Annotated in this window: 19 protein-coding genes; 5 read left to right on the forward strand and 14 right to left on the reverse strand. The window is 65.9% G+C overall.

The annotated features are described in order from the left end of the window. Positions 1-2: 2 nt before the first annotated feature. The 6 genes from ACXJMY_RS31390 to ACXJMY_RS31415 are packed head-to-tail and all read right to left on the reverse strand — an operon-like array spanning position 3 to position 4,579. Positions 3-821 (reverse strand): ABC transporter ATP-binding protein, encoded by an 819-nt coding sequence (locus ACXJMY_RS31390; RefSeq protein ID WP_456623221.1) that lies wholly within the window; start codon positions 819-821, stop codon positions 3-5. Then, the gene (rutD, locus tag ACXJMY_RS31395) at positions 818-1,609 is read right to left on the reverse strand and encodes a pyrimidine utilization protein D (protein ID WP_456623222.1); all 792 of its coding nucleotides are present in this window, start codon (positions 1,607-1,609) and stop codon (positions 818-820) included. The genes ACXJMY_RS31390 and rutD overlap by 4 nt, the downstream gene beginning before the upstream one ends. Before the next feature lie 34 nt (positions 1,610-1,643). Beyond that, entirely contained in the window at positions 1,644-2,441 is a 798-nt protein-coding gene (locus ACXJMY_RS31400; protein ID WP_456623223.1) for an ABC transporter permease, read from the reverse strand. Between the two features lies 1 nt (position 2,442). After that, the gene (rutC, locus tag ACXJMY_RS31405; RefSeq protein WP_456623224.1) at positions 2,443-2,829 is read right to left on the reverse strand and encodes a pyrimidine utilization protein C; all 387 of its coding nucleotides are present in this window, start codon (positions 2,827-2,829) and stop codon (positions 2,443-2,445) included. After that, the gene (rutB, locus tag ACXJMY_RS31410) at positions 2,826-3,560 is read right to left on the reverse strand and encodes a pyrimidine utilization protein B (RefSeq protein WP_456623225.1); all 735 of its coding nucleotides are present in this window, start codon (positions 3,558-3,560) and stop codon (positions 2,826-2,828) included. The genes rutC and rutB overlap by 4 nt, the downstream gene beginning before the upstream one ends. 5 nt (positions 3,561-3,565) lie before the next feature. Beyond that, positions 3,566-4,579: an ABC transporter substrate-binding protein gene (locus ACXJMY_RS31415; RefSeq protein WP_456623226.1), complete on the reverse strand. Its 1,014-nt coding sequence runs from the start codon at positions 4,577-4,579 to the stop codon at positions 3,566-3,568. A gap of 139 nt (positions 4,580-4,718) precedes the next feature. On the opposite strand from ACXJMY_RS31415, the gene ACXJMY_RS31420 reads away from it, so the two are divergent. The 3 genes from ACXJMY_RS31420 (at position 4,719) to ACXJMY_RS31430 (ending at position 7,630) form a co-directional block, all read left to right on the forward strand. Further along, a complete protein-coding gene (locus ACXJMY_RS31420) occupies positions 4,719-5,639 on the forward strand; it encodes a LysR family transcriptional regulator (RefSeq protein WP_456623227.1) in 921 nt (306 codons plus the stop codon). A 111-nt stretch (positions 5,640-5,750) separates the two neighbouring features. Then, entirely contained in the window at positions 5,751-7,022 is a 1,272-nt protein-coding gene (locus ACXJMY_RS31425; RefSeq protein WP_456623228.1) for a DUF2157 domain-containing protein, read from the forward strand. Continuing rightward, positions 7,019-7,630, forward strand: coding sequence for a GDYXXLXY domain-containing protein (locus tag ACXJMY_RS31430; RefSeq protein ID WP_456623229.1), 612 nt, complete (start codon positions 7,019-7,021; stop codon positions 7,628-7,630). Before ACXJMY_RS31425 ends, ACXJMY_RS31430 begins: the two co-directional genes overlap by 4 nt. 7 nt (positions 7,631-7,637) lie before the next feature. Here the strand turns inward: ACXJMY_RS31430 and ACXJMY_RS31435 are convergent, their stop codons facing one another. Continuing rightward, positions 7,638-9,056 carry an aminotransferase-like domain-containing protein gene (locus ACXJMY_RS31435; protein WP_456623230.1) on the reverse strand — a complete coding sequence of 473 codons (1,419 nt, stop codon included), beginning with the start codon at positions 9,054-9,056 and terminating at the stop codon, positions 7,638-7,640. Between the two features lie 106 nt (positions 9,057-9,162). Here ACXJMY_RS31435 and ACXJMY_RS31440 point away from each other — a divergent pair, with 106 nt between their 5' ends. Then, positions 9,163-10,023 (forward strand): DMT family transporter, encoded by an 861-nt coding sequence (locus ACXJMY_RS31440; protein ID WP_456623231.1) that lies wholly within the window; start codon positions 9,163-9,165, stop codon positions 10,021-10,023. A 692-nt stretch (positions 10,024-10,715) separates the two neighbouring features. Here ACXJMY_RS31440 and ACXJMY_RS31445 read toward each other — a convergent pair. From ACXJMY_RS31445 to ACXJMY_RS31455, 3 genes are all read right to left on the reverse strand, one after another. Continuing rightward, positions 10,716-11,933, reverse strand: coding sequence for an EAL domain-containing protein (locus ACXJMY_RS31445; protein WP_456623232.1), 1,218 nt, complete (start codon positions 11,931-11,933; stop codon positions 10,716-10,718). Between the two features lie 286 nt (positions 11,934-12,219). Then, a complete protein-coding gene (locus ACXJMY_RS31450; RefSeq protein ID WP_456623233.1) occupies positions 12,220-12,645 on the reverse strand; it encodes a hypothetical protein in 426 nt (141 codons plus the stop codon). A 383-nt stretch (positions 12,646-13,028) separates the two neighbouring features. Next, positions 13,029-14,192 carry a hypothetical protein gene (locus ACXJMY_RS31455; RefSeq protein WP_456623234.1) on the reverse strand — a complete coding sequence of 388 codons (1,164 nt, stop codon included), beginning with the start codon at positions 14,190-14,192 and terminating at the stop codon, positions 13,029-13,031. A 337-nt stretch (positions 14,193-14,529) separates the two neighbouring features. Here ACXJMY_RS31455 and ACXJMY_RS31460 point away from each other — a divergent pair, with 337 nt between their 5' ends. Continuing rightward, positions 14,530-15,153: a LuxR C-terminal-related transcriptional regulator gene (locus ACXJMY_RS31460; RefSeq protein WP_456623235.1), complete on the forward strand. Its 624-nt coding sequence runs from the start codon at positions 14,530-14,532 to the stop codon at positions 15,151-15,153. Positions 15,154-15,249: 96 nt separating this feature from the next. Here ACXJMY_RS31460 and ACXJMY_RS31465 read toward each other — a convergent pair whose 3' ends face one another. The 4 genes from ACXJMY_RS31465 to ACXJMY_RS31480 all read right to left on the reverse strand — a co-directional run bounded on the left by ACXJMY_RS31465 (position 15,250) and on the right by ACXJMY_RS31480 (position 17,737). Further along, the gene (locus ACXJMY_RS31465) at positions 15,250-15,498 is read right to left on the reverse strand and encodes a hypothetical protein (protein WP_456623236.1); all 249 of its coding nucleotides are present in this window, start codon (positions 15,496-15,498) and stop codon (positions 15,250-15,252) included. A 99-nt stretch (positions 15,499-15,597) separates the two neighbouring features. Continuing rightward, on the reverse strand, positions 15,598-15,966 hold the full coding sequence (locus tag ACXJMY_RS31470) for an Hpt domain-containing protein (protein ID WP_456623237.1): 369 nt from the start codon (positions 15,964-15,966) through the stop codon (positions 15,598-15,600). Positions 15,967-16,140: 174 nt separating this feature from the next. After that, the gene (locus ACXJMY_RS31475) at positions 16,141-16,836 is read right to left on the reverse strand and encodes a Crp/Fnr family transcriptional regulator (protein ID WP_456623238.1); all 696 of its coding nucleotides are present in this window, start codon (positions 16,834-16,836) and stop codon (positions 16,141-16,143) included. Between the two features lie 190 nt (positions 16,837-17,026). After that, positions 17,027-17,737, reverse strand: a complete 711-nt coding sequence (locus tag ACXJMY_RS31480; protein WP_456623249.1) for a Crp/Fnr family transcriptional regulator — start codon at positions 17,735-17,737, stop codon at positions 17,027-17,029. Positions 17,738-17,994 lie beyond the last annotated feature (257 nt).

Genomic DNA, 17,994 nt, shown 5'->3' on the forward strand with positions numbered 1-17,994 from the left:
CGTCACGCCACCCCCGCCGGCTTCTCCAGATCCGCCCAGATCTTCGCAAAATAATCCTGGAACAGCGCATCCGTCCTCAACGCCGCCGGATCGCGGCCGGCGCGGGGCAGATCAATCACGTGCAGCGCGCGGACCGTTGCCGGCCGGGCGCTCAGCACCAGCACGCGGTTGGCCATGGCGATAGCCTCGCCGATGTCGTGGGTGACGAGAATGGCGCTCTTGCCGCGCTCGGCGATGATGCGGGCGACGTCGGCCTGCATCAGCAGACGGGTCTGGAAGTCCAGCGCCGAGAACGGCTCGTCGAGCAGGATCACCTCGGGGTCGAAGGCGAGCGTGCGCATGATGGCGACGCGCTGGCGCATGCCGCCGGAGAGCGCCGCTGGCTTCGTGTGCTCGAAGCCGGCGAGGCCATAGGTCTTGATCAGCTCCAGCGCGATCTCGCGCGCACGAGCCTTGGGCGTCTTTCGGACCTCGAGGCCAAGCATGACGTTGTCGAGCACGCTACGCCAGGGCAGCAGCAAGTCCTTTTGCAGCATGTAGCCGACATGGCCGGCGGCATCGCCGACGCGCCGGCCTCCGACCTCGACATGGCCGCGGGTCGGCCGCAACAGGCCGGCAATAGCATTGAACAGCGTGGACTTGCCGCAGCCGGAGGGACCGACGATCGCAAGCGTTTCGCCGCGGTTGAGCTCGAAATCGACTTTCCGGATCGCCTCGACCGGCCGGCCGCCGCCGTCGAAGGTGACGCCGACATTCTCGGCCCGCAGCACGACCGGTGCGGCGTCCGTGGTGCGCGTGAGGTCCTGCGCGAGCGCATTCATCGGTCCACCTCCTTGCAGAAATCGAGCAGCGTATCGTTGAAGATGCCCGGCGTGACCACGGTGAAGGCATGCGCGCCCCAATCGACCTCGTGCACCCGCGCCTGCGGAATGGCGGCGGCGAGTTCACGGGTGAGATAGGCCGGCACCAGCGCATCGTCCTTCGCCGACGCCAGCAGCGTCGGCACGTTGATCTCGGCGAGGCGCTTGCCGCCCTCGAACGCCAGGAACATGTCGATGCGCTGGATCATCGTCGCCACCGGCGGGAAATGCTTCAGGATGCGCTCCTCCTCCGCGTCGAGATGGGCGATGTTTTCGGAGATCCATTGCGGCGGATACAGGAACAGCGGCTGCGCGCGCACATAGGCCTGCGGTCCGGACTGGTTGAGCAGTGCTTTCCGGATCTCGAAGCAGCGTCGCAGGAATGGATCGGCGCGGCCCCAGCCGTTGATGACGACGAGGCTGCGCAGCCGCTTTGGGTGGCGCAGCGCGAGCTCGATGCCGACGATGCCGCCGATGGCGTGGCCGACGAGATGCGCCGCCTCGACGCCGGCGTGGTCGAGCACGCAGACGATGTCGTCGGTCATGCCGGCGATGCTGCGGCGGCCGGCCGCGCTGCGGCCGGTGCCGACGTGATCGTAGAGGATGACTTGGTGATGTTTCGCGAGCGCATCGAGCTGCGGCGTCCAGAACGAGCCGCTGCCGCCCATGCCGGCCGACAGCACGATTGGCGTGCCGCGCCCATGAATTTCGTAATAGATGTCGGCGTCCTCGCCGCGTGCAAAAGCCATGACGTCCCGGATATTGGAGGGGTGTGGTTGCGGATCAGGAGAGCAGGCGCCGTTCGATCAGGTCGATCGCGCCATACATCAGCAGCGCCACCACCATCAGCGTGGCGATGCCGACCCAGACCGCGTTGAGGTCGTAGAGCACGCCGGCATAGTAGATCATGTAGCCGAGGCCTTCCTTGGAGGCGATGTACTCGCCGACCACGGCGCCGATCAGGGCGAAGCCGACATTGAGCCGGAAGGCAGCGACGATCCACGGCATCGCGCCGGGGATGATGACGGTGCGCCAGGTCTTCAGCCGGCTGGCGCCAAGCGAGCGCAACAGCTTGACCAGATCGGCATCGACCTCCTTGGCGCCTTGCAGCGCGGTGATGACCGCGACGATGAAGGTGATGATCGCGGCGATCGCGATCTTCGAGGAGATGCCGATTCCGAACCAGACGATGATCAGCGGCGCCAGTGCGATCTTCGGCAGGCCGTTGAGCGCGACCAGATAAGGCCGCAACACCGCGGCGCCGGTCGGAACCAGCCAGAGCGCGAGCCCGGCCGCACTGCCGAGCACCGTTCCGATCAGAAAGCCCGCGATCGCCTCCCATGCGGTGAGCGCCGCGTCGCGCAACAGCTCGCCGCTGCCGATCAGCTTGCCCGCCTTGGCGATGATGCCGCTCGGCTGACCGTAGAGATAGACAGCGATGAGGCCGAAGCGGATCGCAAGCTCCCAGGCCGCGAGCAGTGCAGCCAGGAGTGCGATCTGGAGCAGCGCGATCCGCAGCGCGGACGGTAGCTTGAACCGCGCGGCCGTCACCGCGGCCTGGCCGGCATCGAGCACGGCCACCTCACGGCCTCTTGTGCGCGATCGAGGCGATCTCGACCAGGCAGGCCGGCTTCACCAGGCCGCACTGGATGCAATAGCGCGCCGGCTTCTCGCCCGGAAAATACTCGGCATAGACCTTGTTGACCGCGGCGTAGTTCGCCCAGTCGGTGATGAAGATCGAGTTGAAGGTGACGTCGGCGAGGCTCGAGCCTGCCGTCTCCAGCACGCGCTTGATGGTCTCGAGAATGTGCCGGGTCTGGCCCGCCGCGTCGCCCTCGTGGACGACGTCGTTGTTTGCGTCGAATGCCAGCGTGCCCGAGACGTAGATCACGTTGTCGGCCATCATGCCCGGCGAGAACGGGGCGATGGGGGCGTGGGTGCCGGGTGGAATGATCGCGCGGTCGGTCATAGCGTCTCCTCATGTGCTGGAACGGCTTCGGTCTGGGCAAAGGCGCGGCGGAAATCGCTCGCGGTCGAGACCCAGCCGAAAAATGTCTCGATGTTGAAGACGGAGGCCTTCTGGATGTAGTCGGGGCCGGCCTGATGCGTCGCGTCCTCCAGCATCACGCCGAAATATTCGAGGTGGAAACCGTCGCGCAGCGTCGATTCCACGCAGACATTGGTGGCGATGCCGCAGAACACGAGATTGCGGACGCCGCGGGCGCGCAAAATGCTGTCGAACTGGCTGTTGAAGAAGCCGCTGTAGCGGGTCTTGGGCACCACGATGTCGCCGGGCTTCGGCTGCAATTCGTCGACCAGCGCGTAGTCCCAGCCGCCTTTTGCGAGCAGTTTGCCTTGCAGTTCGGGCCGCTTGCGCATCGTCTTCAGCGCGTTCGACTTGTGCCAGTTCGGCGAGCCCGGCCCGCCGGCCTCGACATAATCGGGATCCCAGCCGTTCTGGAAGAAGATCACCGGAACGCCCGCGCCGCGCGCGACACCCAGCACGTCCTTAATCGCCGCGATCGCGGCCTTGGCGCCGGAGATGTCGAAGCCCGCGAGGTCGAGATAGCCGTTCGGCGAGGCATAGGCGTTCTGCATGTCGACGACGACCAAAGCGGTCTCGTCGACCGCGAGCCGGAGCGGCTCGGGCCGCGCCGGCAGGGTGACGTAGCGCGGCTCGCGCGCAGGAGAAGTATTCACCACCATCACGCCAGCCCGAACTGCCTGGTCGCCTGCTCGGCGAAGCGGTTGTCGACCATCTGGGCATAGGGAAGGACGGATTGCACCGCGCCGCCGCCCTGTTCGAGCTGCATCGCGCGATCCCATTCGTCCGCGGAGATCGTGGGGTTGCGCGGGATCGCGGTCTTGGAGCCGAAGAAGTTCTTCGTGGCGCTGGCGACGACCGAAGGCGTCACCTTCGGGAAGAATTTTTCGGCGACCTCGGTGAAGACGGCGTTGTTGTCGTGCATCAGCTTCTGCGCTTCTGCGATCGCGTTGCAAAAGCCCTGCACGGCAGCCGGATTGCTGGCGATGGTCTCTTCCGTCGCCATTGCGGTGGTGAAGCAGAGCGGGCCGAGCACGTCGGCAAAGGACAGCACGGGCACGAGGCCGAACTGCTCGGCGGCAATGCTGACATCCCATTCGAAGGCGGTGGCGATGTCGGCGCGGCCATCCTTCACAGCGGCCGCCTGCGCGCCCGTCGGAAGTTCGAGGAAGGTGACGCCGGCGTCCTTGGGATCGAACTTGCCGACGGTCTTGATCGCGAAGGTCGGCACCTGGATCGTCGAGGACGGGAATTTCAGCGTGGCGATGGTCTTGCCGCGCAGATCGTCGATCGACTTGATCTTGCTGTCAGGCTTGGCGATGCCCCACATCGACACGCCACCGACGATTTTTGCGATGTTCCTGATCTTGCCGCCCTCGCGAACCGCGTTGACCGACATGCCCGGGCTGGTCACGCCGATCTGGCCGCGCCCGGAGAGCAGGATCGGCACCGGCAGCGCGATGCCGCCTGCGGTGGAGAAGTCAATGTCCAGGCCGTGCTTGGCGAAAAGTCCCTTGTCCGCGGCCACATAGAGAGAGTTGTACATGCCGAGCCGAAGCGCCTCGACGACCGCCAGTTTGGTTCCGGCGGCGAAGGCCGGGGTGGCGAGGCCCGTCAGCGGCGCCGTCGCTGCCCCCAGCAGCGAATATTTCATGAGGTCGCGTCTGTTGATCACGTCCCAGTCCTTTGACTTGTCAGAACAGTGGGTTACGCCCTGGTCTGCCTAATTGATGATCGTTCCCGGTCTTCGCCCAAAATCCTTGCATTGGAGATTTTCATTAACAATCCGGAATAGAGAGATATATTTATAAGCTATGCTGATAGATCAGATCGACCTGAAGCAGCTCCGCGCCTTCGTCCGGGTGGTCGAGACGGGCAGCTTCAGTGCTGCGGCGCGCGCGCTCGGGATGTCGCAATCCGCCGTCAGCCAGGCGGTGCGCCAGCTCGAGGACGGATTGCGTGTCCGATTGCTCGACCGCACCACGCGAAAACTTCAGCTCAGCAAGGTCGGCGCGGATTTCATGCCGGGCATTCAGCGCCTGCTCGCCGATCTCGATCGCCAGCTCCAGGATCTGCGCGATCTGCGCGAACATCGCCGCGGTCACGTCACCGTCGCCTGCGTACCGTCGGTGGCGTTGCGGCTGATGCCGCGCGTACTCGCGGCGTTTCAGCGCGAGCATCCGATGGTCGCGGTGACGCTGAAGGAGATTTCGCGACATCAGATTTTTGCCGCGCTGCGCGGCGGCGATGCCGATCTCGGCATCGCCAACGTCCCCGGCGACGATCCCGAGCTCGACGCCACGCGTCTGCTCGTCGACAATTTCGCGCTGGTGATGCGCCGCGATCATCCGCTGGCTGCGCGCGACGCTGTGAGCTGGGCGGAAGCGTCGAAGGCCGGCCTCGTGGTGATGGCAAGCGGCACCGGCATCCGGCTCGAGATCGAGCGCGGTGTCGCCGAGCTCGGTCAGGGCACGCCGATCCACGAGGCGGAGCATCCGGCGACGCTGCTGGCGCTGGTCGAAGCCGGTGTCGGCGTGGCGCCGCTGCCGAGTCTCGCCTGGCCCGAGGCCAGCCATCCCGTGCTGACCTGGCGCAAGCTGGTCGAGCCCGTGATCGAGCGCGAGCTCTATCTGATCTGGCGCATCGGTCGCGATCTCTCGCCCGCCGCCCGCGCGCTCCAGCGCGGCATTCTGGCGGGCGCGCAGGCGATCCGCGAGCGGAGCCTCGTCGGCTAACTGCGCCGCAATCGACAACCCGCTGCCCGGTGATAGGTTGAACCTGCTACCGGTGCGGCCCGACCCTAGCAACATCCCGCCGGTCGGCCGAGAGCCAGGTGATCCGTCACGATGTTCGACAAGACCTACCGGCAGCGCCTCGAAGCCGATCTTGCGCAATGGGAGGCCGATGGCGTTATCGCGCCTGCGGCCGCCATCAATATCCGCAACGCGCTGCCGCCGCTCTCGCCCGGCATCAACATCGCCGTGGTCGTCGCCATCGTCGGCGGCCTGTTGATCGCGGCCGCATTCCTTGCCTTCGTCGCGGCGCACTGGACCGAAATCGCGCGGCTGCTGCGGTTCGCGATCCTGATCGCCGGCATGGTTGTCGCCGGCGGCCTCGGAGCGTGGTTCGCCAGCACGCGGCGGCCGGTTCTCGCCGATCTCTGCGCCAGCATCGGTGCGATCGTCTTTGGCGCCGGCATCGCGCTGGTCGGCCAGATGTATCATCTGGGCGATGACTTTGCCGGCGGCATGCTGCTGTGGTCGATCGGCGCGTTCGCGACCGCACTGCTCACCGGCTCGCGCGGCGCGCTTGCGGTCGGTCTTGTGGCTGCCTGCATCTGGACCTGCATGCGCAGCTACGACGCGCCGGACCTCCTGCATCTTCCGTTCGTGGCGGTCTGGCTCATCGCCGCCGCTCTCGCCTTCGCCTGGAATTCCCGCGTCGCCGCCCATCTCGTCGCGCTTGCCGTGCTGCCGTGGTGGATCGCGACGTCGCTTCGCTTCGAATTCGACGGTATCCAGCCGTCATTCGTGCTCGCGAACGGTGCGGCCTTGCTGTTCGGCGCCGGGCTCGCGATTGCAGCTGCGCCGTCGCCGCGGGCGCTCCGCCTCGGGTCCGTTCTGTCGATCTACGGAGCATTTTCGCTGGCCGTCGTCGCTGTCCTGGAGGTGACAACGGTCGACGACATCATCCGCTTCCGGACCAGCACGGTGCCCGCCCAGCCGCTGTGGGCGATCCTGTGCGGGGCTGCGGGCGTGATCCTTGCGCTCGCGTCCGCCGCGCTCACGAAGCGCGCGGGTGAAATCCTTGCAGCATGTTCGATCGGGCTCGTGCTGATCGCGGCGCCGATCTGGCCGGCTTCCGCGGCCGGCGAGCCCTGGTTCGCCTATGCTGCGCTGCTCTGCGCCATGCTGTGCCTCGTCGTCTCCGGCATGCTTGACGACGTGCGCCCGCGCATCGTCGCCGGCTGGCTCGGCATTGCCGGCGTCGTCGCCGGCATCACCTGGGCGGTGAAGGGCTCGCTGCTGCGCCGCTCGGCCTTCCTTGCGGCGGCCGGCGTTGTCGCCGTCGCCTTCGCGACCGCGCTCAATCGCGCGCTGCCGAGGACCGAGCGATGACAGAGATGATCCCGTCCGTCACGAAACTCTGGCAGCGCATCCCGAAAGCCGTGCTGTTTGGCGTCGCCATCCTGGTCCAATGCGTGCTGTTGGTGCTGATGGTCGCCGATCGCATGCAGATCCTGCGCAACGGCCGTGAGGTGACCTTGCAGACGCAGCCTGTCGACCCCCGCGATCTCCTGCGCGGCGATTATGTCGTGCTGCGCTACGACATCTCGCAATTGCCGGCAGGCGCGCTCGCCGGTCAGCCGGCCGCCGAGCGCAATCCCGTCGTGTTCGTCAAGCTCGCGCCCAATGCCAATGGTCTCTACGAGGCGGTCTCGGTGCACGCTGAGCCCGTGCCGGTCACGGCTCCCGAGGTGCTGATCCGCGGCCGCCTCGCCTACGGCGCGTCCTGCGGCTCGCCCCGGCGCGCCTTCTGCGACAAGCTGACGATCCACTACGGCCTGGAAAGCTATTTCGTGCCCGAAGGCGAGGGCAAGAAGCTGGAGCAGGCCCGCAACCAGCAAAAGCTGCGGGTGGTCGCGTCCGTGCTGCCGTCCGGGCGCGCCGCCATCAAGCGGCTGCTGCTCGACGGCCAACCTGTGTATGAGGAGCCGTTGTATTAGCGGCCGGTCATTTCGACTGGGCCTTCAGCGCCCGCCGGAGCACGTCCCACATCCGCGGTTCGTTCATGTGCGCAACGTTGAACCGCATGAAGTCCGGCGCCGTCTGCGACACGCTGAACACATTGCCCGGCGCCAGCACGACGTCCTCTTGGAGCGCGGCACGCGCCACTGCGGTGGCATCCTGTCCGGCGGCGAGGCCGCACCACAGGAAGAAGCCGCCGCGCGGCATCAGCCAGGGCTCGACGCCTAAGGCCTGGAGCTTCCGAGCAACATCACGCCGGGTGCGTACGAGCTTTTGCCTGAGCTCGTCCATGTGCTTGCGATAGCGGCCGCCGGCCAGGACGTTGGCGATGATCGCGGTCGACACCGGGCTCGGGCCGCCAAAACTGGTTGCGACCTGGAGGTCGACGAGATGCTCGATCCAGTCGGCGCGCGCGGCGATGTAGCCGCAGCGCACCGAGGCCGACAGCGTCTTGGAGAAGCTGCCGATGCGGATCACGCGGGTGAGCCCGTCGAGCGCGGCAAGGCGCGGCGAGCGCTCCGGCTCGAAATCGCCAAAGATGTCGTCCTCGATGATGGTCAGGTCGTGCGCTGCGGCTGCCGTCAGCAGCCGGTGCGCGGTCGGAAGCGACAGCGTCGCGCCGGTCGGATTGTGGAGCGCGGAATTGGTGATGTAGAGGCGCGGCCGTGCGCCGGCGAGGATCGCCTCGAAACGCGCGACGTCCGGGCCCGACGGCGTGTAGGGCACACTGACGATCTTCACCTGATGCGCCCGCAGCAGCGCGCGAAAATTGAAGTAGCAGGGATCGTCCACCAGCACGGTATCGCCGGGACGGAGCAGGAAGCGGCAGACGAGATCGGCTCCTTGCGTGCCCGAGCCCGTCAGCATGAGCTGGTCGACCGACGCCTCGATCGCGTCCTCGGCGAGGCGCGCCAGCAAAAGCCGCCGCAGCGGCAGCGCGCCGCGCGTGCTGCCATAGTCGGTCAGCAGGCTCGCCTCGGTGCGCGCGAGTGCGCGCACCGCACGGCGCAACGCGGCCTCCGGCATCCAGTCCGGCGGCAGCCAGCCGCAGCCGGGCTTCGGCACCGCGGCGTCGGCATCGAGCGACTGCCGCGAGACCCAGAACGGATCGACGGCACGGTCGCGGCGCGGCTCGACCTCGGCAAGCGCCAGCGGCGGCATCACCGTCGGCGACACATAGAAGCCCGAGCCGCGACGGGCGCGGATCAGCCCTTCGGCGGCCAGGCGATCATAGGCCTCGACGACGGTCGAGGGCGAAACCCCCATCGTGGTGGCGAGGCTGCGGATCGACGGCAGGCGGTCGCCGGCACCGAGCGCGCGGCCCGCGATCTTGGCCCGGATCGCGCTGATCACGTCGACGGTCCGCGTTCCGCCCCGTCCCTTCGTTCGCGTCTCGCCGCCCAAGTGTATGACCTTCCATACCAGTACAATTTGACCAGATTGTATTGGATTGTCACTGGTTTCGCCACCGCTTCGGGCCGAGGATCGTCGCCCAAGAGAGCGAGGCGACATGCAATCCGCGGGCAGTGGCTGGGGCAACGGACTTCTCGGCGTCATCATCTTCAGCGGCTCGCTGCCGGCGACGCGCGTCGCGGTCGGCGGCTTCTCCGCGCTGTTCCTGACCTCCGCGCGCGCCGTCATTGCCGCGCTGATCGGTGCGGCCGTGCTCGGCCTGCTCCGTCAGGCGTGGCCGGCGCGGAAGGATCTTGCTGCGCTCGCCATCGTCTCGCTCGGGGTCGTCCTCGGCTTTCCGCTGCTGACGGCGCTCGCGCTCCAGCACATCACGTCGGCGCATTCGATCGTCTTCATCGGCCTGCTGCCATTGTCGACCGCCGTGTTCGGTGTGCTGCGTGGCGGCGAGCGCCCGCAGCCGCTGTTCTGGCTGTTCGCGATCCTCRGCAGCGCCACGGTGGCCGGCTTTGCGCTCTCGAACGACGGCACCGCATCAGTCACCGGCGATCTCCTGATGGTCGCCGCGATTGTGTTGTGCGGGCTCGGTTACGCCGAAGGCGCCGCGCTGTCGCGCCGTCTCGGCGGCTGGCAGGTGATCTCCTGGGCGCTGCTGCTGGCAATGYCGCTGATGGTGCCGGTCGCGGTCCTGACCTGGCCGCCGGCCTGGGCAGGCGTCGGCGTCCCCGCATGGATCGGGCTCGCCTACGTCTCCGTGTTCAGCATGTTCGTCGGCTTCATCTTCTGGTACCGCGGGCTCGCGATCGGCGGCATCGCGCGCATCGGTCAATTGCAGCAGCTCCAGCCGTTCTTCGGCCTCGCGCTCGCCGGCTTCCTTCTGCACGAGCCCGTCGCATGGAGCATGATCGCCGCGACCGCGCTGGTGGTCGTCTGCGTCTTCTTCGCGCGGCGGTATGCGTGAGGCGGTGCATCCCGACCAAGGTCTGAAGTTGATGACCTTGATCGAACGCGCTTCCATCCGGTCATTGGCGCGACCATCACCTGGCGCGGTAGTCATGCGACCGCCAACGTTGATCTAGATCAACGTCTGTTCTTGCACGCAGTGTCCCTCTGGATGGGAGAGTTATCTCCTCGGTGCATCGCGTGCGCTATTTCGCGATCACAGTGACAGTATCCGCCTGGCTGGTCTGCCCGTTTCGCTGATGGGACGGTGATCGGCATCCTCACTCGACTGACAGAAATCCGCAGAAACTTTGGCCAAGGGACGGAGGACGTCATGCGACACGGAACACATTTTTGGTTGGCCGGCGCCGTTATTGCCTGCGCAGCCATGGGCTCGGTGCAGTGGTCGGAGGAGGATGGTGTTTCATTCTCGATTCAGAGCGCACAGGCCCGCGTAGGGCGACCAGCGACCCCGGCGAGTGTCGCTGGCGTCGCGCGGCGAACGACGCGCCGCGCCGTAGTCGGTGGAGCAGCCGTAGGTGCAGCGACCGTAGGCGCCGCTGTCGCGGCACCGACGTGCACCCGCGTTCTGGTCAATGGCGCCTGGGTCTGCCGCTAGGAGAGCTATCTTTGATGGGGAGATGATCGCAGCGACCGCGCTCGTGGTCGTCTGCGTCTTCTTCGCGCGGCGGTTTGCGTGAGGCCGCTGCCTCATTCATTCCCTCCCATCACCGTCCGCGTCAGCGTGCTCCTCGCAAACTTCTTCAGCGGCATCGGCTTGCCGAACAGATAGCCCTGCACGAGATCGAAACCGAGCTCGTTCGCGGACACGAGGTCGGCGCGGCTCTCGACGCCTTCGGCCACGGTGCGCACCCCGCAGCCCTGCGCGAGCTCGACGATGTGGCGGCACACCGTCCGCTTCAGGCGGTCATTGCCGCAGCCGGTGACGAATTGCCGGTCGGCCTTGAGCTGGATGAAGGGAATCCTGTCCAGACCCATCAGCCCCGGCCAGTCGGCGCCGAGATTGTCGATCGCCAGGCCGATATTGTGGAAGCGGATTTCGCGTGCGGCCTCGGTGAGAAATTCGAGATCGCGGATCGCCTCGTCGCTGGCGATCTCGATCGTCAGTCCGCCGAAGGCCGGATGCGTCGGCACGCGGCGGCAGAGATCGCGCACGGCCTGCGGCTCCTTCAGGTAGGACGCCGGAAGGTTGATCGAAAGATCGACCGGGCTCTGCCGCTCCAGCAGGTAATGCCAGTCCTGCACGGCGCGCTCGACCACGAACTCCGACAGGCCGCGGAAATGCGGGTCATGCGCCTCCGGGATGAAGTAGGCGGGCGGCACCACGCCCCAGGTCGGATGCCGCATTCGCACCAGCGCCTCGGCGCCGCAGCGGACCAGCGTGCGCGCGTCGATCTTGGGCTGGTACCAGAGCTCGAGCCAGCCCGCATGCAGGGCCTCGCCGACATGCACGGCCGGGCTCGGCGCCGGCTCCTCCGGCAGCAGCATCGCGACGCGTTCGCGCAGCGTCTCCGCGGCAAACGGCGTGGTGAGCGGCGGCAGCATCGCAAGCCCGTATTCCTCGCCGACCTGCTGCACGGCCTTGACGATGATCGACTCGCGGGCGCCGACGGCCAGAACCTTGCCGTCAAACGCCCCGCGCACCAGCGTCTCCAGGAATTTTCCCGGTTCGATGCCGTCGGCGGCGATGCCGAGCAGGATCAAGTCCGGCAATTCGCTCGTCAGCACGGTTTGCAGCTCGTCGGCGCTGGCGCATTCGCTGGTGACGAAGCCGAGATCCTCGAGCACCTCGGCGAGAAACGCGCGCAAGTGGCGCTTGCCGTCGGCGACGCAGGCGCGCGGCGTCACCTTTCGCCGTCCGAAGGTTACTGCCCTCCGTCCGGCGAGTTCTACAATCCCATCGTTCATCGCAAGCCACTCCCGTTCCGTGGCGGTGTGTTAGCGATGCGGAGGGCTTCAAATATGGAGAGCTTCAGCGTAATTGTTGAATTGTCCGGGTAACGTTAAAGCCCCCATCTCTTTTAAAATTGTCCGGATTGTCTTGAAGAAGTTTTTACATCTGGCTGCTCGTCGCGCTCGGAGGTGCGGCAATATCGAGAGATTTTCGCGGCTCGCGCGACATGCGTGAGCGGCAGCCACTGTCCTGCAATTGGACGAAGCCGATCGGGCTTCGCCCAATTCAATAACGCCGGTATCAGTTGCGGGTGGCTTTGTCGTGCTGCGTCATGCCGACTGCCTTATAATCGTAGGTCGGATAGAACTCCGTGCGGTAGGGACCCCATGCGGTATCCTCGATGATTCGATTGACCTCGCGCAGCCGCGATGCCGGCAGGCGCAGCGTGATCACCTGCCCGATGCCCATCATCACGTACCAGCTCACGACCTCCACGCCCGGCGGCGGGAACGCCTTGTAGAAGCCCTGCTTGTCGAGCTGCGCGTTCAGCTCGTTGAGCGGGCGCGACTGGTCGTGCTTGAACATGACCGTGAGCAGGACGGCGTTGTCCGCGGTCGGCTCGGCATTGCTTGCAGGCGGCGCGGTCTGCGCCATCGTCGTCGATGTCAGCGCCAGCGCGCCCACGAGCCAGGCCATCGTCGTCAGTGTCAGTCGGATCGATCTCATCGCGGGTTCCTTCCATCGCGCCATGCGGTGCGGCCGAAGATAGGAGCGACGGGCCAGGCCGAAGAACTCATTTTCGCGCGATACGGGCATATATCGGCTGCGCTCGTGACAGTTCCGCGACAAAGCGCCGGCGCGCGCCGGCGGCAAATGTGAAACACATCACATGTGCATTGCTGCACCTGCGCTAATGGTCGCTATAGCCGGTGGTGGGCTGTCGAAGGATCGCAGCAATGACGACGCGGCGAATGATGTATTGGTGGTTCAGGTTCGTGCTGTCAGGGCGATTTCTCGATCGCTTCCTGTGCCTGCCGCGCGCGCCGCACTGACGCGCCTTGTTGTCTGCTCACGATCTTGTCGGAAAACCGCTGCGCACTTTTCCAGTTCTAGCTTTGTCCGAGTAGTTTGCGAAACACCGCCGCACCGTCCTGCACCGCGTCGCGCCCCTTCCAGGCCAGATAGCTCAGCTTGCCACCCAGCGTGTCGTGACTGCGCAAACGGCGCGAGCCGAGAATGTGGCCGACGTTGGAGGGGAAGCGGCTGACCTCGGCGGACACCAGCGCCGCGATCGCGTCCATCAATTGCTGCAGCCGGATGCCCCATTCCGATTGCTCGATGCCGTCGATGCGGACCTTGAGCGCATATTCGGTGTCGTAGATATCGGCGAGCAGGTCGCGCGCGACGAGGACCCGGTTGTGGCGGAGCGCGATGCGAAGCGCGAGGCGCTTGTCGTCGAGCCGGTCGAGCACCATCGGGACGACGCAAGCATAGGGCGTCGCGGCGACGTCGGCGGCGTTCTTGCTGGCGGCGGGCTTGGTGGCGAGGCGCACCAATTGCCAGGATGTCTTCAGGCGCCTCGCCAGCAGCGCCAGCGCGAAGGGTAGCGCCTGCGGGTGGGATTTCCTGAAGGCATCGAGCTGCGCGGTGATCTGGGTGACCTGGCCGTCGTCGAGTTTCGCGATCTTCTCGGGCAGCTTCGCGTTGAACTTCGGCAGCGCATCGCCGGCGCGCAGCACGTGCTGCATCTTCGTCACGTCGTCGAAGGCGGTGCGCGAGGCGGTGTATTGCGCGAGCTTGCTTCGCGCCTGCTCGGTGCCGTCGGGCGAGGCGAGGATGTTCTCGAGAACCTTGAGGACCTTGGTCTGGAAGGTCGATGCGATCTTCAGCACTTCCTTGGGATTGTTGGCCGCGACCTGGTCGTTGATCGCCTTGATGTAGTCGCGCGCCATGGTCGGCAGCAGGTCGCGGCAGATCCACTCCCAGATCGGGGTGAGCGTGTTGCGCGAAATCCGTCCCGCATTGGCGTGCTCGGGTGCGCCGTCGATCAGCAGCAGCTCGAGCGGCGCGAAGAAATAGCGCGAGGGACTGGTGGCGCGGGCGTGAGTCGATCCGTCCTTGCGGAACTCGGCGCGCAGCTTGGCCTGGATATCGCTCGAGCCCGGCATGTCGATGCCGCACAGCTCGAGCCGCTCAAGCTCGCTGAGCAGACAGCTGCGCGACAGCGGCGTCAGCTTCTGCAAGAACTCCGATAGCTGGTCGATCTCGTTCATGGCACGCAATCTTCCGCAGCGATTCCCGCAGGCCTGCCGGCCCAATGCGAGGAGGCATTTGCGCGCTCTCAACTCAGCCTGAGAGAAACAAGTTACTGTTAATTTATCCGTAAAGTCCGGGGGGCCCGGAGATCGGGCATCGAGGCGATCGTTAAGATTTCGCTCGTCTGCCTCCGATGCAGGCGGATTTATCAACCCCTGCGCGGTCCGGTGGGGTGCAGCGCAAGCATAAATTGTGCCGATGCCAGCGTTTCAGCACAAAACTGACAAAATTACCGTAGTCTTACGGAGCAAAAAGTTAACCACAGACCACCCCCGGTTCCGATAAACGAGTGACATGGGGTCACAGAATGATACGGCCACTGATTCGCGGCCGTCGGAATGGTACGAAAGCAGCGCTTCTCCGCCTGAAGAGCTCGATTTCGTCCGGCTGAATGCCGCTCGCGCCAAGGCGGCCGACGAGATGGCCGTTGCCATCGCCCGCGAGCTCAACGGCCCCCTGACCGCACTCCTGCTCTACATGGGCGAGATCAAGCATCACAGCGATCAGCTCGCCCCGGTCGCAGGCGACCGCGCCTATTTGCAGCGGGTGGTGGAGAATGCGCTGGCGCAGACCGAGCGCGTTTGCGGCCTGGTCAAGCAGCTTGCCGGGCCCCACAAGGGCGGCCTGCCGGCGGCGTCCAAGGCCGGAGACGCCGAGCTGAAGGCCGGCCGCGCGCCGCAGGCTCAACGCGTGGCGAGCCCCGAGCTGCTGGGCCTGACGGGCCAGAAGCGGCTGACCAAGCGCGAGCGCGAGGTGCTGAGGCTGATCAGCGAGGGTTATTCGAACAAGCAGGGCGCGCTGCGGATGCAGATCAGCCCGCGCACGTTCGAGAGCCATCGCGCCGAGGCGATGCGCAAGCTCGGCGCGCGCAACACCGCGGACCTTGTCCGTGCGGCGCTGTTGCATTCGATCGATTGAGGTTCTTGTGGTGTGCCGCCGGGCGGCGGCACGGCCAAGGCTTAAGAAAGAGGCCTTGAGAACGAGGTTTGAAAAAGCCTTGGACCCCGATCGCGCTCAGAAATAGTCTTCGGCGAACGGGCGCACGCGTGAGGTCGGCCGCAGCTGCTTGGGCTCTTCCTTCGGCCCATTCGGGATGATCGTGATGATCCAGCGCGGGGGAATGCTGGAATCCTGCTCGAGCACCGAACGGACGAAGCCCGTCACTGTCGACTCGCCCGCCTTCACCGTCGCCATCCGGCCGTTGAACTGAGCGATGCGGAAGCGACGGACTTCTTTCTGGTCCGCAGTCTCATAGGTGAACATGGAAACCCTCCTGGTTTGCCGCGACTATCGCCACCTATGATTAGCCATCTGTGAAAATCCCAAACCGTAGAAGTACGGCGGGGTTGCGCACGCGCTTCGCTAGGCCTGCGGCTCCTGCGCGCGGGCGGCGGCGTAGGCTGCATCCATCCGCTCCAGAAGGTCGCGGAATTCGGCCTCGCCGACCGTCTCCGCGCTGTGCTCCAGCCGCAGCGCCAGCGCCGCGAGCCGGCAATAGCCGAACGTCCCGGCTGCGCTTTTCAGCGAATGCGCTTCGCGTGCGAACCTGGCGCGGTGTTGCGCGAGTCCCAATGTCCGAAACAGCGTCAGGCGCGCGCAGGTCTCGCTCCAGAACACGGCGCGGACTTCGCCGGCGCCGTCTTCGCCGATCTCGCGCACCAGGGCATCGAATGCGTTCGGCTCCCGCAGGGGTTCGGCATCGAGCGCAGTGGCGAAATTGGCTTCAAACATGGCTCGGTCCCGATTGCCCGCGGTGGTGCGCGTCGCGGCCCTCGGGCGCGCGCATTCGTCAGGTCTACCCCCATTCTGATTTCGGTTCCGGTAGCGGGACGCGCGATGTTTGCAGGCCGCCGTAAGCGGTTGGTTTACCACGGGCCGTCTTGGGGCGGCGTACCTGGCGCGGCGTCAGGACCCGAGCAGCCTGTCGTACTGGGCCTTTACCGTGGCGTAGCATTCGCACGCCGTCTGCCGCAGCCCGTCCAGGTTGATGATCTGGATGTGTCCGCGGCTGTAGTGGATGAAATCGGCCTGCTGCAAGGTATTGGCGACCAGCGAGACGCTGTTGCGCCGCGCCCCGATCATCTGCGCCATGGCCTCCTGGGTCAGCAGCAGCCGGTAGTCGCCCGACAGGTCGTGGGTGTGCAACAGGCAGCGCGACAGCCGCGCCTCGACCGGATGGGCGGCGTTGCAGCCCGCGGTCTGCTGAACCTGCGCATAGACCGCCAGCCCGTGGCGCGTGAGCAACGTCCGCAGGGTGGTGCTCTGATCGGCGGCGACGCGCAGCCGGTCGAGGTCCATGACGGACGCAACGCCGGGAACCAGCACGATCGCCGTGTTCAACGCGCAGGCATCGCCCATGGTCGAGAGCGTCCCGAGCAGGCTGTCGCGGCCGACCATGGCGACCTGCACATGCTCTCCCTTGGCGAGCTTCACCACCAGCGAGATGACGCCGCGGTGAGGAAAATAGGCCCGCGTGAGCGTGTCGCCGGTCTCGATCAGCACCGTGTCGTGCGGCAGATCGATCGTGCGCAGATGCGGGCGGATTAATTCATAGTCATCGGCCGAGAGCGCGGACAAGAAACCGTTGGTAGGACGCACCATCGTTTCCAAAGCTGCCTCCCGTCGTCTGAGCCGGAGCGTTACCAGCTAAATTGCTCCTTGCACGGGCAAGTTCCATCATCTTCCCGTCGGGATATATTGGCAATTGGGACAAGATGTCCGCCCCCGCTGATCGCCCGCGCTGCGCCGCGTGCGGCGGGCCTCCAGAACGGTCGTATCGAGGCTGTTGTCGTCACCGCAGGGCTCCCAGCAGGCGGGCGTAGTGGGCCTTCACGGCGGAATAGCAATCGCAGGACATCGATTGCAGCGCGCGCAGGTCGGTGACGACGATCCGGCCGCGGGCATAGCGAATGATGCCGGACCTCTGCAGTGCATGCGCGACCAGCGAAATGGCGTTGCGCCGCACACCCATCATTTGCGCCAGGGATTCCTGCGTCAGGGGCAGGGCTTCGCTGTCGGACAGGTCGCGGGCACGCAGCAGCCAGCGCGCCAGCCGGGCTTCGACCGGGTGCCGCGTGTTGCAGAGCAGGGACTGCTGTGCCTGCGCGAGCAGCGCCTGCTCATGGCGGACCATCAGGTTGCGAAACCGGGTGCTGGCGGCGGCGACCGTCCGGAAAGCCGCGATTTCAAGCACTGAAGCAGTACCGGGGAAGAGGACGGCGGCGTCGGTCGGCGCGATGCCGTCGGCAAGCGCCGCGCCGCCACCCACGACGCTGTCGCGGCCCAGCATCGCCACCTCGATGGTCTGTCCCTCGGAGAGGCCTACGGTGATCGAAACGGATCCGCGGTGCGGGAAGTAGACGTGCCGCAACGCAACGCCCGCCTCGCCCAAGACAGCTGCCCTGACCATTTCAACGGTGGCGAGATGGGGACGCAGCAGATTGAAGTCCGCCGCGTCGAGCATTTGCAGCAGCTGGTTGGGCGGGTGTCCGCTTGCGGTCATGCGGAATCGATCCGGCGCGTTGCATGTGCAGTCGATGCCGCGTACCCATTCGTCATGCAGTTGCACGGCGGCACAATCATATTATACAGGTTGTGATGTCGCGCATATACCTGTTAGAGGGCAGACAGGCTGTCGCATTTGCGGCGGAAATAAGGGTAGCGCGCTGATTCGCTCACAACCCAGGCGCGCCAGTCCTGCGGATGGGCGAGGCAGGAAAATGCGGCAAAGGGGGCCTGCATGAGCCGGAAGCATCGCAT

This window comes from Bradyrhizobium sp. P5_C12 (genome assembly GCF_054049735.1).

Bases quoted from the DNA above. Each gene is read 5' to 3' on its own strand.
- ACXJMY_RS31390 (WP_456623221.1), bottom strand. From the start codon at position 821: ATGAATGCGCTCGCGCAGGACCTCACGCGCACCACGGACGCCGCACCG.
- rutD (WP_456623222.1), bottom strand. From the start codon at position 1,609: ATGGCTTTTGCACGCGGCGAGGACGCCGACATCTATTACGAAATTCAT.
- rutC (WP_456623224.1), bottom strand. From the start codon at position 2,829: ATGACCGACCGCGCGATCATTCCACCCGGCACCCACGCCCCCATCGCC.
- ACXJMY_RS31420 (WP_456623227.1), top strand. From the start codon at position 4,719: ATGCTGATAGATCAGATCGACCTGAAGCAGCTCCGCGCCTTCGTCCGG.
- ACXJMY_RS31425 (WP_456623228.1), top strand. From the start codon at position 5,751: ATGTTCGACAAGACCTACCGGCAGCGCCTCGAAGCCGATCTTGCGCAA.
- ACXJMY_RS31430 (WP_456623229.1), top strand. From the start codon at position 7,019: ATGACAGAGATGATCCCGTCCGTCACGAAACTCTGGCAGCGCATCCCG.
- ACXJMY_RS31445 (WP_456623232.1), bottom strand. From the start codon at position 11,933: ATGAACGATGGGATTGTAGAACTCGCCGGACGGAGGGCAGTAACCTTC.
- ACXJMY_RS31450 (WP_456623233.1), bottom strand. From the start codon at position 12,645: ATGAGATCGATCCGACTGACACTGACGACGATGGCCTGGCTCGTGGGC.
- ACXJMY_RS31455 (WP_456623234.1), bottom strand. From the start codon at position 14,192: ATGAACGAGATCGACCAGCTATCGGAGTTCTTGCAGAAGCTGACGCCG.
- ACXJMY_RS31460 (WP_456623235.1), top strand. From the start codon at position 14,530: ATGGGGTCACAGAATGATACGGCCACTGATTCGCGGCCGTCGGAATGG.
- ACXJMY_RS31465 (WP_456623236.1), bottom strand. From the start codon at position 15,498: ATGTTCACCTATGAGACTGCGGACCAGAAAGAAGTCCGTCGCTTCCGC.
- ACXJMY_RS31470 (WP_456623237.1), bottom strand. From the start codon at position 15,966: ATGTTTGAAGCCAATTTCGCCACTGCGCTCGATGCCGAACCCCTGCGG.
- ACXJMY_RS31475 (WP_456623238.1), bottom strand. From the start codon at position 16,836: ATGGTGCGTCCTACCAACGGTTTCTTGTCCGCGCTCTCGGCCGATGAC.
- ACXJMY_RS31480 (WP_456623249.1), bottom strand. From the start codon at position 17,737: ATGACCGCAAGCGGACACCCGCCCAACCAGCTGCTGCAAATGCTCGAC.